Source organism: Micromonospora sp. M71_S20, assembly GCF_003664255.1.
Lineage (GTDB): Bacteria > Actinomycetota > Actinomycetes > Mycobacteriales > Micromonosporaceae > Micromonospora.
In genome coordinates this window covers 475005-489271 of record NZ_RCCV01000003.1, presented here as the reverse complement: position 1 = coordinate 489271, position 14267 = coordinate 475005, and the positions used below count along the sequence as shown (strand labels likewise).

General features: G+C 72.7%; 10 protein-coding genes. 3 read left to right on the top strand and 7 right to left on the bottom strand.

Annotated elements, in window-relative coordinates; genetic code table 11:
* Positions 1–2: 2 nt before the first annotated feature.
* From mbhE to DER29_RS27415, 5 genes are read right to left on the bottom strand one after another with little or no spacing between them, the layout of a single operon-like run.
* Positions 3–2744, bottom strand: coding sequence for a hydrogen gas-evolving membrane-bound hydrogenase subunit E (gene mbhE, locus DER29_RS27435; RefSeq protein WP_121400539.1), 2742 nt, complete (start codon positions 2742–2744; stop codon positions 3–5).
* 11 nt (positions 2745–2755) lie between these two features.
* Positions 2756–4414, bottom strand: coding sequence for a gamma-glutamyltransferase (gene ggt, locus DER29_RS27430; protein ID WP_121400538.1), 1659 nt, complete (start codon positions 4412–4414; stop codon positions 2756–2758).
* Entirely contained in the window at positions 4411–5229 is an 819-nt protein-coding gene (locus DER29_RS27425) for a cysteine hydrolase family protein (protein ID WP_121400537.1), read from the bottom strand. Before DER29_RS27425 ends, ggt begins: the two co-directional genes overlap by 4 nt.
* Before the next feature lie 3 nt (positions 5230–5232).
* Positions 5233–5418, bottom strand: a complete 186-nt coding sequence (locus DER29_RS27420; protein ID WP_121400536.1) for a hypothetical protein — start codon at positions 5416–5418, stop codon at positions 5233–5235.
* A 16-nt stretch (positions 5419–5434) separates the two neighbouring features.
* On the bottom strand, positions 5435–7054 hold the full coding sequence (locus DER29_RS27415) for an L-lactate permease (protein WP_121400535.1): 1620 nt from the start codon (positions 7052–7054) through the stop codon (positions 5435–5437).
* 244 nt (positions 7055–7298) lie between these two features.
* On the opposite strand from DER29_RS27415, the gene DER29_RS27410 reads away from it, so the two are divergent.
* Genes DER29_RS27410 through DER29_RS27400 form a run of 3 tightly spaced genes read left to right on the top strand, consistent with a single transcriptional unit; the run spans position 7299 to position 12133 of the window.
* Complete coding sequence (locus DER29_RS27410; protein ID WP_121400534.1) at positions 7299–8354, top strand: MoxR family ATPase; 1056 nt, start codon at positions 7299–7301, stop codon at positions 8352–8354.
* Position 8355: 1 nt separating this feature from the next.
* Positions 8356–9654: a DUF58 domain-containing protein gene (locus DER29_RS27405; RefSeq protein WP_121400533.1), complete on the top strand. Its 1299-nt coding sequence runs from the start codon at positions 8356–8358 to the stop codon at positions 9652–9654.
* Positions 9655–9670: 16 nt separating this feature from the next.
* Entirely contained in the window at positions 9671–12133 is a 2463-nt protein-coding gene (locus tag DER29_RS27400) for a DUF3488 and transglutaminase-like domain-containing protein (RefSeq protein ID WP_121400532.1), read from the top strand.
* A gap of 310 nt (positions 12134–12443) precedes the next feature.
* On the opposite strand, the gene DER29_RS27395 is transcribed toward DER29_RS27400, so the two are convergent.
* Positions 12444–12839 carry a DUF3040 domain-containing protein gene (locus DER29_RS27395; RefSeq protein ID WP_121400531.1) on the bottom strand — a complete coding sequence of 132 codons (396 nt, stop codon included), beginning with the start codon at positions 12837–12839 and terminating at the stop codon, positions 12444–12446.
* Positions 12840–12954: 115 nt separating this feature from the next.
* A complete protein-coding gene (locus tag DER29_RS27390) occupies positions 12955–14214 on the bottom strand; it encodes a DNA polymerase IV (protein ID WP_121400530.1) in 1260 nt (419 codons plus the stop codon).
* Between the last annotated feature and the right edge of the window lie 53 nt (positions 14215–14267).

Genomic DNA, 14267 nt, shown 5'->3' with positions numbered 1-14267 from the left:
CGTCACCTCGGCCGTCCCGTCGGGGCCGGTCGGGTCGGCAGGTCGAGCCGGCGGACCGCTGCCACGATCAATCCGAGGACGATCAGGTAGATCCCGAGGTCGAACAGCAGGCTGCTGGAGAACGGCAGGGTCGTCCCACCGGGCAGACCCACCTTGCCGAGACTGAGAAACGGACGGCCCAGCGGCAACGCCGCCAATCCCACACCGACACAGAGCAGTAGCCCCGCCACCAGCAGCGGGCCGCTCCGCAACCGGCCGAGCAGGGGTGCCGGGGCACCGGCGTGGGCGAGGTGGCCCAGCCCGACCGCGGTCCCGGCCAGCAGGGCACCGATGAACCCGCCCCCGATCTCCTCGTGGCCGCGTACGAAGAGGAAGCCCGACACCACCAGCATCACCGGAGCGAGTAACCGGTGGGCGAACACGAGCACCGGGTCGACGGGGGAACCGGCCCGGGTGCCCCGTCCGGGTCGGGTGATCCGGTCGGAGAGCGAGACCAGCCCCAGCGCCACGACCGCCAGGACCACCGATTCGCCGAGCGTGTCCAGCGCGCGGAACTCCACCAGGATCGTGTTGACCACGTTGCTCCCGCCGGTGGTCGGTGTCGCCTCGGCCAGCAGGAACCGGCCGGGCGCGGACAGGTCACGCCGGCCGGTCAGCGCCGCGGTGCCGGCCGCCGCGGCCAGTCCGGTCGCACCGGCGAGCACGGCGCCGAGCAGCAAGGCACGAGGTGCGCCGCCCGGGGGCAGGCGCGGCGAGCGGCGGCGCAGCACCAGCATCACCACGATGGTGGTGAGCACCTCGACCAGCATCAGCGTCAGCGCGACGTCGGGCGCCCCCGCGGTCACGAACCAGACGGACAGCAGGAGTCCGACCGTGCCGGTGAGGCCGACCGCCCCCAGTGCCGAGCGCACCGTGACCAACCCGGCCAGGCTCACCACGAGCAGGACCAGCAGCACCACGTCGCCGGGGCGGATCGCTTCGCCCACGGGCGCTGGCAGCGGGCCGAGACCGACCGCGGCCACCACGGCCAGCAGCGGCACCGCGAGCACCGGCCGGAGCAGGAACGTCGCCGGGCTGGCGGCCCGGGCCGGTCGGGCGACCAGGGCGCCGAGGTGCAACAGTCGCACCCGGCCGGCCTCGAACCAGACGGCGAAGGGCACCGTGGTGGGCAGGCGGCGCAGCAGCCGGTCGACCCGGGCGTGCAGGACGAAGAGCAGCGCCCCGAGCCCGACGGTGAGCGCGGAGAGCCCGAGAGCCAGGGTGAAGCCGTGCCAGAACACCAGGTACGGCGGTTCGCCCTGAGGTCGGGCGTCGTTCGCGGCGCGCTGGACGAGCGGACTGAGCAGGGCGACAAGGGGTCCCAGCGCGACGGCCAGTACGGCGGCCACCCCGGCGGGGGCCACGAACGAACGCCGTGGCGGTCGCAGTTCCTGCTGGCGTAGCGGGCCGGTGAAGACGCCGTGCACCAGTCGGGCCGCGTACGCGAAGGTCAGCACCGAGGCCAGTACCCCGAGCCCGGCCGCCAACTGGCCGGACCCGGGTAGCTGGTGAGCCTCGGCCAGCGCCTCGAAGATCGCCTCCTTGCCGACGAACCCGATCGTCGGCGGCAGGCCGGCCATGGTGGCGGCGGCGATGACGGTGAACACCGCCGTCGTGGGCATGACCCGGTGGAGTCCGGACAGCTCCCGGATGTCCCGGCTGCCGGCCTCGTGGTCGATGATGCCGACCAGCATGAACAGCGTCGCCTTGAACAGCGCGTGCGCGACGGTGTACAGGATCGCGGCCGCGTCCGAGGCGGGGGTGCCCACCCCGACGACCCCGACGATCAGCCCGAGCTGACTCACCGTGGAATACGCGAGCAGCGCCTTGAGATCGTACTGGCGCAACGCCAGGAAAGCCCCGAGCACGGCGGTCAGCAGGCCGACCGCAAGCAGCGTCAGGTTCCACGCGGGTCGACCGCCGAACAGGGCGGAGAACCGCATCAGCAGGTAGATGCCGGCCTTGACCATGGTAGCCGCGTGCAGGTAGGCGCTGACCGGCGTGATGGCGACCATGGCGCCGGGCAGCCAGAAGTGGAACGGCACCTGCGCCGACTTGGTGAAGGCCGCGACCAGTACAAGCGCGCCGACGGCCCAGGCGGGCCCGCCGTCCAGCCGCCCCGGATCGGCGAGGATACGGCCGAGGTCGCTGGTGCCGAGGTCGAGCGTGAGGATCACGACGGCGGTCAACAGGGCCAGGCCGCCTCCCGAGGTGACCAGCAACGCCTGTACCGCCGGTGGCCCGGCGGCAGGCCGGCCCTGCCCGATCAGCACGAAGGACAGCACCGACGTCAGTTCCCAGAAGACGAACAGGACCAGCAGGTCGTTGGCGAGGACCAGGCCGAGCATCGCGGTCGCGAAGAGGGTCAGCAGCAGGTAGATCCGTGTGTGCGACGCCTCGCGACCCAGGTAGCGCGGGCAGTAGGCCATGATGAGGACGCCCACCCCGAGCACCAGCAGAGCGAACACGAGGGCGAGGGCGTCCATTCGCAGGGCGGCCGAGACGTCCAGCGAGGGCAACCACCTCCAGTCCACCGTGACCGTCGCGTCGGCGAGGAGCATCGGGAGTGGAAGCAGCAGCAGCCCGGCCGTGAGCAGGAACCCGGCGGCCAACGGATATCCGGCGTCGCGGCCCAGCCGACGGGTCAGCAGGGGAACGCAGGCCGCGAGTGCGAACTGCCAGACGAGGGCAACCGCCAGGATCATGCCGGCGGCGGTCAGTAGCCGAGGGCGGCGCCGTCGCCGCGCGGGTCGGCGCCGGCCTCCAGCAGCCCCCGTTCGGTGTCGATCAGGATGGCGTGCGCGTGGCCCATGTTGTCGTCCCAGCTGGGCAGCATCCGCACCGGCTGTCGGCGGCGTTGCAGTTCCCGGGCGACCTCGTCGCCGATCCGGCCCTCCAGGGAGAGGTCCTTGATCGTGGTTCCCCAGGTGTGCCCCATCAGCCAACGCGGCGCCTCGATGGCCTGCTGGACGTCGTAGCCGAAGTCGATCAGGCGGGTCAGCAGGGCGGCGTGGGTCTGCGGTTGACCCTCGCCGCCCATGCTGCCGAAGGCGAGCCAGGGCTGTCCGTCCCGGCAGACGAGCCCGGGGATCAGCGTGTGGAAGGTGCGTTTGCCGGGTTCCATCCGGTTGGGGTGCGTCTCGTCGAGGGAGAAGAACGAACCCCGGTTCTGCGGGATGATCCCAGTGTCGCCGGCGGTGACCGCGCTGCCGAAGTCGTGGTAGATGGACTGGATGACCGAGACGACCAGCCCGTCCCGGTCGACGGCGGTGAACGCGCAGGTGTCGCCGCCGGGTGCGTCGCGGCGGTGCCCGTGGGGGGAGAACCGGAGCCCTGGCTCCACCTCGTCCATCACCATGGCCCGATCGGGGCGGATCAGGGCGCGGCGGCGGGCCGCGTACTCCTTGTCGAGCAGCTCGGGCAGCGGGATGTCCACCCAATGCCGGTCGGTCAGCCACTCGTCCCGGTCGGCGAAGGCGAGCTTCACCGCCTCGGCGAGGTGGTGGTAGTAGTCGGGCGTGCCGTCGCCCCAGGCCGCCACGTCGAAGCCCTCGACCAGGTTGAGGATCTGCAGAGCGGCGAAGCCCTGCGTGTTGGGGTGCAGCTCGTACACGGTGTGACCGCGGTAGTCGGTGCTGATCGGCTCCTCCCACTGGGCGTGGTAGGCGGCCAGGTCGTCGGGGTGCAGCGGGGATCCGCCCGCCGCCAATGCCTGGCAGAACCGCCGTCCGAGCTCGCCCTCGTAGAACCCACCGCGGGCGCCGTGTGCGGCGACGGCCTCGAGCGAGGTGGCCAGCTCCGGCTGGCGCAGACGGTCCCCCTCGCGCAGCGCCCGTCCGGCGGGCACGAGGCGCCGGGTGCTCTCCTCCGCACAGAGCAGCTCCAGATCCTCGACCAGCCAGTCGCTGAGCGAACGGGACACCGGTATCCCGTGCCGGGCGTAGTGCACTGCGTCGTCGAAGAGATCGGCCCAGGCCAGCCGGCCGTGCCGTTCGTGGGCCAGCCGCCAGCCGTCCACGGCGCCCGGGACGGTCAGCGCGGACAGCGGTCCCCGCACCGGCACCTGCTCGGTGTGGCCGCGCTCGGCGTACCAGTCGCGGGTCGCGGCGGCGGCGGCCGGCCCGGAGGCGTTGAGCGCCTGCACCGCGCCGTTCGGGCCGGCGATCAGCCAGAATCCGTCGCCGCCGAGACCGGCCATGTGCGGGTAGGCCACGCAGAGCAGTGCGTTGACCGCGATCGCGGCGTCCACCGCGCTGCCGCCCCGGCGCAGCACGGCCAGTCCGGCGCCGCTGGCCAGCACGTGCGGTGAGGAGACCGCCCCACGGTCGGCCCGGGTTGGCGGCCGGCCGGTGCGGGGTCCGTGCGGTGCCGTCATGTCGTGCCCTCCGGTGAGTACGGCCGCGGGTTGGCGAACCCGTCGGTGGTGGTGACGAAGCCCCAGCACTGCTTGGTGTTGAAGACCACGGCTTCCTTGCAGTACGCGGGACTGGAGGTGGCGGTGGCGTCGGCGATGAGCACCGGGTTGTAGTCGCGGAAGTAGGCGTCCTCCAGCGTGGTGCTGACGCACTGGTCGGCGTTGACGCCGCAGACGAAGAGGGTCTGGATGCCCTGGGTACGCAGCACCTGGTCGAGGTGGGTGCCGTAGAAGCCGCTCATCCGCACCTTCTCCACGTGGATGTCGTCGTCGTCGATGCAGTCCTGCAGTTCGTCGACCATCCGGGCACCCCACGAGCCGGCGGTCAGCACCCGGCCGTGTTCCAGTTCCTCGCCGATGCCCCGCTGATCCAGCCGGTGCTTGAACGAATGCAATGTGGGAGCACCGAGATTGCGCAGGTCGGGGCGGTTATGCCAATAGATCCAGATGACGAACATGCCGTGCTGCCGCGCTGCCTCGACCGCCCGCCGCACGCCGGGGATCGCGGCCCGGCACGCCTCGTGGTCGAACCCCGAGCGCTCGGTCCATCCGCCGGGGGCGCAGAAGTCGTTCTGCATGTCCACCACCGCCAGCGCGCCCCGGTTCAGGTTGTCGACGAACGGCAGCAGCTCCGCCTCAAAGCGGACCAGCCTCCCCTCGGTGTGATGGGGTGACAGGTGGACGAAGTCCTCGTACAGATGCCAGCGGTCGGCGCTGGCGCCGAGCTGGACTCCGCCGTCGCCGGTGTCGGCGTAGATCTCGTGGAAGCGCGACACCGGTCAGTCCTCCCCGTCGTCGCCGGAGGGCGTGTAGCGCAGCGCCACCGGGATGAGCCCGGCCGCCGTGACCAGCGCCAGGCCAGACCACCACAGCGGTGGCACGTCGGTCTCGGTGCCCGCGCTGAGCGCCGGCAGCGCGACGAGGAAGAGCATCAAGGCCAGCAGCAGCCAACGCAGTTCGTTCACGGCGGTCTCCCTTTCGTCAGACGAAGAGCAGAGTCAGCAGACCGATCACCACCGCGGCGGCCACCGTCCAGGGCAGGGTCTTGCGCAGCACGGCGCCTTCCTGCCCGACGATGCCGGCGGTGCCGGTGCCGAGGACGATGTTGGCTGGGGCGACGGCGTTGCCGATCGCGCCGCCGGCGCTCTGCGCGGCCACCACGGCGTTACCGGAGAGCCCGGTTCCGGCGGCGACGCCCTGCTGCAACTGGGCGAAGAGCACGTTGGAGGCGGTGTTGCTGGAGGTCATGAAGGCGCCGATCAGCCCGACGACATTTGCCAGGAACGCGTATACGAGCGGGGGCGAGACCTGTTCCAGCCCCTGGGCCAGCACGTCGGTCTGCCCCGAATGCTCCATGACGGCGGCGAGCACCAGGAACGACAGGATGGCCACCGACGCCGGGGTGGCGTCGGTGGCGAGGCTCGACCAGATCGGCTGGCTTCCCTCCTGCCTCCGGCGTGCCGCGTAGAAGCCTCGCGCCCGGTAGACCAGCCAGGTGGTCAGCACCGCGACAGCCAACGGGAAGCCCGGGTGGGTGAACGGGGCGATCGGCGAGTAGGGCCGCTCACCTTCGTTCACCACGTCGAATCCGGTGTCCGCCCCCGGGAAGGGCGGACCGAACTCGATCTGGTCGAGCAGGTCCACCACCGGCGGTACGGCGAGGGTGACGACGGCCACCAGGGTCAGCACGGCGTACGGCAGCAATGCCCAACCGAGTCCCATGGTCGGCTCGCTCTCCGCCTCGTCGCCCTCACCGGCGTCGTCGCGCATGGCGGGGCGTTCCCGGACGTCGCGGGCCGGCTCCCGGTAGCGCGACCAGCGCGACAGCGGGTAGAGCGCCGCCAGCGCGACGGTGCTGGCGAGGAAGGCGGACAGCAGCGGCTCCCAGTACATGATCACGAACTGCAGTCCGGCGTGCAGCGCCGAGATGATCAGGATGAGCGGCCAGGCGACCCGCACCCCGCGCCCCTTCCCGGCCATCCAGGCGATGGTGACCCCGGCCATCAACGTCACCGGGGCGAGCAGCACCGCGGTGATGAGTGCGGTGCTGATTTCGTCGTCCAGGTCGACCACTTGCAAGGTGGCGATCCAGCCGACCGCCAAGGTGCCGAACATGTTCGCCCAGGCGTGCCCGATCAGCGGGATGGCGACGGCGTAGACGGGTCGCACCCCGACGGCCAGCAGCAACGGCGCCACGATTGCGATCGGTGCGCCGAAGCCGGCGATGCCCTGCATGAAGGAGGCGAACACCCAGCCGAACCCGAGGACCAGGAAGACGTGGTTACGGCTGTACCGGGACAGTCCCCGGCGTAGCGCGTCGAAGGCGCCAGCAGCCGTGCCCACCCGGTAGAGCAGCAACGCCGGCCAGATCACCAACAGGATGAACACCGCGTCCCAGATGCCCTTGCCGACACCCACGGCGAGGGTCTCGAACGGCGTACGGAAGAACACGAGCGCGACCACGGCGGCCAGGAGCATCCCGACGGGACCGGCCTCCGGCGCCTTCCAGCGCAGCACCGCCAGCAGGACCAACAGCAGCACGATGGGACTGAACGCCAGCAGCCAGTAGCCGATGTTGATCGGCAGCGTCGAGTCCGTCATGTTCGCTCCCGTCCGGAACAGGAGCGGCGACTACCCGCTTGGCACGGGCTCATGCGTACCCCGACCGGCGAAACTTTGGGGGCGTAATCGACGGACTACCGGCAGGGGTCGGCGACAGCGACAAACATGGTTAGCCTGAGAGACCAGTGAGATTTCTGCGGCAGACGAGGCTCGGCGTCGCGAACCCTACGGCGGGTCCAGCTGCTCTATACAGAGCTGCCGTCCGGCGACGAGGAGGAGGCCCGTGACACAACAGACCTGGGACGAGGTGGGCGGCGCGTTGCCGCACGACGAGTTCCGTGCCGCCAGCGAAGCCATCGTGTCGAACATCGAGCAGGTCATCGAGGGCAAGACAGCCACCGTGCGGCTCGCCCTGGCCGTCCTGCTCGCCGAGGGCCACCTGCTCATCGAGGACGTGCCCGGGGTCGGCAAGACCAAGCTCGCCAAGGCGATGGCCCGGTCGATCGACTGCTCCGTGCGCCGCATCCAGTTCACCCCCGACCTGCTGCCCAGCGACGTCACGGGGGTCAGCGTCTACAACCAGGAGACGCACGACTTCGAGTTCCGCCCGGGTGCGGTCTTCGCCAACCTGGTCGTCGGCGACGAGATCAACCGCGCCTCGCCGAAGACGCAGTCGGCGCTGCTGGAGTGCATGGAGGAGCGCCAGGTCACCGTCGACGGCGTCACCTACCACCTCCAGACGCCGTTCATGGTCATCGCGACCCAGAACCCGATCGAGATGGAGGGCACCTACCCCCTCCCCGAGGCGCAGCGCGACCGGTTCACCGCCCGCATCGCGATGGGCTACCCGGACCCGAGCGCAGAGCTGGCGATGCTCGACGGGCACGGCGCGACGGACCCGCTGGACGAGCTGCGTCCGGTCTCCGACGCCAACACGGTGCGGCAGCTGATCGGTCACGTCCGGCAGGTGCACGTCGCCGACGCCGTCAAGCAGTACGCGATCGACCTGGTCACCGCCACCCGCGAATCCTCCGACCTGCGCCTGGGCGCCTCCCCCCGGGCGACCCTCCAGCTCCTGCGCACCGCCCGCGCGGTGGCCGCCCTGGAGGGGCGCGACTACGTCCTCCCCGACGACCTCCAGGTGCTGGCCGTGCCGGTGCTCGCGCACCGGATCATCCCGACCGCCGACGCCCAGCTCGCCCGGCGTACGACCGACGCGATCGTCTCCGAGCTGGTGCACCGGCTGCCGCTGCCGCACGACCGCGGGCGCTCCCCGTACGACACCCGCCCCACGGGCGAGGGCAACGGCCGAGCCACGTACGAGCCGCGGAGGCGGTGACGTGCGCGACGGGCTGCGCGGGCTGACCACCCGCGGCCGTTCGTTCCTGGCGGCCGCGGTCGCGGCGGCGGTCTCGGCCGGCATCCTCGGCGAGAAGGACCTGCTCCGGGTGGCCGTGCTGCTGGCCATCCTGCCGCTGCTCGCCGCGGCCTACGTCGGGCGCAGCCGCTACAAGCTGGCCTGCAACCGGTCGCTGGACCCGCACCGGGTGCCCGTCGGGGCCAGCTCCCGGGTGGTGCTGCGGTTGCAGAACATGTCCCGCCTGCCCACCGGCACCCTGCTGCTGGAGGACCGGCTGCCGTACGCGCTGGGCAGCCGGCCCCGGGTGGTGCTGGAGCGCCTCGGCGCCCACCAGGCCAGCTCGGTGGCCTACACGGTGCGCGCCGACGTGCGTGGCCGCTACGAGGTGGGCCCGCTGGTGGTCCGGATGACCGACCCGTTCGGGTTGTGCGAGCTGAGCCGCGCCTTCCCGAGCACCGATCACCTGACCGTCATCCCGCAGGTCACCCTGCTGCCCTCGGTGCGCCTGCCCGGCGAGTACGCCGGCAGCGGCGACAGCCGGGCCCGCTCGGTGGCGGTGCACGGCGAGGACGACGCCGCCACCCGGGAGTACCGGGTGGGCGACGACCTGCGCCGGGTGCACTGGAAGTCCACCGCGCGCACCGGCGAGCTGATGGTGCGCCGGGAGGAGCAGCCCTGGGAGAGCCGCGCCACCGTCGTGCTGGACACCCGCGCGTACGGCCACCGCGGCGACGGGCCGACGGCCTCCTTCGAGTGGGCGGTCTCCGCCGCGGCCAGCATCGCGGTGCACCTGCGGCAGGCCGGCTACAAGCTGCGTCTGGTCACCGGTTCCGGCGCGGACGTGGACGCGTCCGAGGCGGCCGGCGACGGGGTGCTCCTCGACCACCTCGCCGAGGTCCGGCTCGACAAGTTCGGCGAGCTGACCACGCTGGTGCAGCGGGTCCGGCAACGGGCGGACGGCGGCCTGATCATCGGCCTGTTCGGCTCCGTGAGCACGGCCGAGGCCGAACTGCTGGCCGGGCTGCGGGGCAACGGCGCCACCTGCGTCGGTTTCCTGCTCGACAGCTCCACCTGGCTCAACCTGCCCACCAAGGCCCGGGCCGAGGCCGACCACGCCCACGGCGCCGCCGCGCTGGCCATGTTGCAGAGCGGTTGGCGGGTCATCGGTGTCGACCACGGCACGCAGTTGCCCGCGCTGTGGCCGCAGGCGGCCCGCGGCTCGCAGGGCTTCGCGCTGCGGGCGGCCATGGCCGAGACGGTGGCCGGCGGCATGCGATGAACGGAAGGGTCCCCTCATGATCGCCCACCGGAACCTGGGCTTCGTGGCCGCCGCGGCGACGCTGCTCGCCGCCGCGCCGCTGTCGGCCATCTTCGAACGCTGGACATGGCTGATCCAGGCGACGATCGCGGTGGCCGTGGTCGCCGCCGTGGCCGCGCTCGCCCGGCTGGCGCGGGTCCCGCTCTGGGGCCAGGCGCTGGGCATGCTGGCCGGCCTGACGCTGGCCCTGACCTGGCTCTTCCCCGGCGGCACCGAACTGCTGGGCATCGTGCCCACCCCGTCGACCTTCACGCACTTCGGCGAACTGCTCGACGGCTCGCTGGAGGACATGCGCTCGTACGGCGTCAAGGTTCCCGACACCGACCCGCTGCTGTTCGTCACGGTGCTCGGGATCGGCGGGGTGGCCGCGGTGGTCGACGTGCTCGCCGTCGGGCTGCGCCGGCCGGCGCTGGCCGGCCTGCCGATGCTGGCGATCTACTCGGTGCCCGTCGCGGTCTACGTGGACAGCGTCCCGGCGGTGCCGTTCGTCGTCGGCGCTGCCGGGTTCCTCTGGCTGCTGGTGACCGACAACGTCGACCGGGTCCGCCGGTTCGGCCGGCGGTTCACCGGCGACGGGCGCGACGTCGACGTCTGGGAGGCCTCGCCGCTGGCCGCCGCCGGCCGACGGCTGGCGGCGGTGGGTGTCGCACTGGCCGTGGTGCTGCCGCTGGCCGTACCGGGGATGACGGGCGGGCTGCTGGACACGCTGGGCGGTTCGGGCAACGGCAGCGGCAACGGGCGCCCCGGGCAGGGCGGCACCGGCCGGATCGACCTGTTCGCGGCGTTGAGCGGGCAGCTCAACCAGTCGGAGGTCGCCGACCTGGTCAAGGTCACCACGAACGAGCCCAGCCCGTTCTACCTGCGCTTCGGCGTGGCCGACAAGCTCACGTCGACCGGCTTCCGGGAGGGCACCCCCGCGGGCCGCCCCGTCTCGGACCTGCCGGCGCCGTCCGCGAAGGGGGTCGAGCAGCGGACGTACCGGGCCACGGTCGAGGTGACGAAGAACCTCACCATGCCGCTGCTGCCGGTCTACACCGAACCAGTGCGCGCCGAGGACCTCAACGGCAACTGGGCGTACGACCCCAGCCTCCAGGTGGTCTTCTCCCACCGGGACAACTCCCGCGAGAAGCGCTACGCGTTCGACTACGTGCGCTCGACGTACACGCCGGCCGCCCTGCGCCGGTCCCAGCCGCTGCCGGCCGACCACGCCGTACGGCGCCTGCATCCCGCGCCGCCGCCGGTGCCCGAGGTCGAGGAGTTGGTCTCCACCCTGGTGCGGGGCAAGGACACCGAGTACGACAAGGTCCGCGCGATCTACGACCACTTCTCCGCGGACAACGGCTTCACCTACTCGCTGAGCACCAAGGGCGGCACCAGCGGGCGGGAGATCGTCGACTTCCTCGACAACAAGGTCGGCTTCTGCCAGCAGTACGCCGCCGCGATGACGTGGCTGGTCCGGGCCGCCGGCGTCCCGGCCCGGGTGGCGTTCGGCTTCGCCAACGGCAGCAACTCCGGCGACGGCACGTACACCCTGACCAACCGGAACCTGCACGCCTGGACGGAGGTCTACTTCAACGAGGTCGGTTGGGTGCCCTTCGACCCCACCCCGGCGTACGGCGTGCAGGGTTCGACCCGGTCGGCCTGGGCGCCGGACATCGACGCCCCGGAGGAGGAGACGCCGACTTCCGGCCCGTCGAGTGCCCCCGGTGGCGTCGACCCGTCGGCCGGCCCGACGGGGCCGGAGGGCCCCGAGGAGGACATCGACTCCGGCCTGGCCATCAACGGCGCGGCCCCGACCGACCAGGGCCCGGTCTGGCCCTGGTACGCCGCCGCGGCGGCGCTGGCCCTGCTCGCTCTGCTCGCCCTGCCGGCGCTGCGCCGCACGGCCCTGCGCCGCAAGCGCAGCGGCCCGGCGAAACCGGCCGCGACGGCGGTGCGCCCCGGGGCCGCCGGCGAGGCGCCCGCGGACGGGCGACGCATGGTGGTGGTGGCGGACGCGGAGCGGGCACGGGCGGACGCGCACGCCGCCTGGGACGAACTGCTGGACACGCTGGTGGACTACCGGGTCCGGGTGGACCGGACGGAGACCCCCCGGGCGACCGCCGACCGGCTGTCCCGGGAGGCGCTCACCGCCGACGCGGGGGCGACCACGGCGGTACGCCTGCTCGGCCGCGCCGAGGAACGTGCCCGCTACGCCCGCGATCCGCTGACCGGCGAGCAACTCCTGCCGGCCCTGCGCGCCGTACGCGCCGCGCTCGCCGCGCAGGCCGACCGGCGTACCCGCCTGGTGGCGGCGGTGCTGCCGCCGTCGGTGCTGTTGCGCTGGCGCACGGGCACGGCCGAGGCGTCGTCCCGGCTGGTGGCGGCGGGCGGTCGGGCCCGGCACCGGTTGCTGCGCTGGAACCCACGTCGCCTGATGGCCGGCCGCATGGCCCGCTGACCGACGGACGAAGATCGACAGACGAACGGGCCGGTAGGGGCATCGCCCCCACCGGCCCGTCGCGTTCGCGGGACTGGCGTCGTGAAACCGGATGCCCGGGTGCCGGCCCGACGGAGCCGCCGGGGCCGACAATCGACGGAGCAGCCGTCAGGGCCGACGGGGATCAGGGGCGGGCGGTGGCCGGCCGGACGCCGGACATCGGGACATACGAGGACGCACGCCCGGAGGGCGTGCGGAATCGTCGGTTGCCGCCGGGGCGTCCCGGCGGGCGACTGGTCGTCGCGCGGCCCGCCTCAGGGGCGGGTCGGGCTCAGCGGTGCCCCTCCGGGCGCTGCCGCCACCGGTCCTCCATCCGATCCAGGATCGAGGGCCGACGACCCGAACGACCGCGGGGGCGACGACGACTCGTCGTCCCGCCCACGACGTGCAGGTCCGGTGACTGCGCCCGACGGTGCGACTGCACCGCGAACGCGGCCGAGGCCAGCATGACGACGAAACCCGCCACTGCCAGCGGCGGAGTCTTGATCACCGCGCCGTAGACCAACAGGGCCAGCCCAGCGATCATCACGCCGGCAGCGACGAGCAGGCGACGCCGCGCGTGGAAGCGCGGATCGCTGGCGCGCACGGCCGAGGCGAATTTGGGGTCCTCGGCAAGCGACCGCTCGATCTGCTCGAACAGCCGCTGCTCGTGCTCCGAGAGCGGCACGGCACTCCTCCCCGGTCACGTTGGTCGGCCCGGTCGGGCCGACAGACCGTGGCAGCCAACCGGCTGCTTACCCGCAAGTCTACGAGGGCCCTCGCGCGTCGGAAAGCGGGACGACCTACGGCCGGGGTGGATTTTCATTTCGTCGCCCCTCGCGGGCCCCGAGCAGACTGGCCGGACCTATGACGGACCGCCCGAAACGGGCAGCCGCGGCGTCGGCTGCGGCCTCCGCCTCCCGCCACCCCCGCTCGGGCGCGCCGAGGGTCAGCTGTCGCGGAGTCTCCCGCGCGGCGGCGAGCCCCTCGACCCGTACGCCGACCAGACGGACGGGCTCACCCGGGTCGAGCACGGTGTAGAGCGCCCACACGGTGTCGAAGATCTCCCTGGCGACGTCGGTCGGCACGCCCGCCGTGCGGGAGCGGCTGACGGTGCGGAAGTCGGCCAGTCGCACCTTGAGCGACACGGTGCGCCCGACCTGCCCGGCCCGACGCAGCCGGATGCCCACCTTCTCGGCGAGGGCGAGCAGCGCCCGGCGGATCTCCAGCGGGTCGGTGACGTCGACGTCGAAGGTCACCTCGGCGCCGATCGACTTCTCCGCCTGCTCGGGACTGACCCGGCGCGGGTCGCGCCCCCAGGCAAGCTCGTGCAGGTGGGCGGCGGACGCCTCGCCGAGCGCCTTGCGCAGCATGCCGACCGGCGCCTCGGCGAGATCGCCGATCGTGGCCAGGCCCAGCCGCCGCAGCGTCTCGGTGGAACGCTCCCCCACCCCCCACAGCGCCGACACCGGCAGCGGGTGCAGGAAGTCGAGCACCCGGGCGGCCGGGACGACGAGCAGGCCGTCGGGCTTGGCGCGGGTTGAGCCGAGCTTGGCCACGAACTTGCTCGGGGCGACGCCGACCGAACAGGTCAGCCCCTGCTCGGCGGCGACCCGCTCGCGGATGCGCCGGGCGATGGCGGCGGGCGGGCCGAAGAGCCGCCGGGCGCCGGCCACGTCGAGGAACGCCTCGTCCAGGGAGAGCGGCTCGACCAGGGGGGTGACGTCGCGGAAGATCTGCATCACCGCGGCGGAGGCCGCCGAGTACTGCGGGAAGTCCGGCGGCAGGTAGACCGCCTGCGGGCAGAGCGCCCGGGCCCGCGCGGTGGGCATCGCGCTGCGTACGCCGTAGCGCCGGGCCTCGTAGCTGGCGGAGCTCACCACCCCGCGCGGGCCGGTCCCGCCGACCACGACGGGCCGACCGCGCAGCTCCGGCCGGCGGCGGACCTCCACCGAGGCGAAGAAGGCGTCCATGTCGACGTGCAGGATCGGGCAGCCGGAGTCGTCGGAGTCCGGCCCGAACCGGGGATCGGCGCCCCCGGGCAACGACTGGCTGCGGCCCATCCCCGCAGGCTAGCCCGGACCTGCGACATCCCGCCCGGACGGGACGCCCCGGG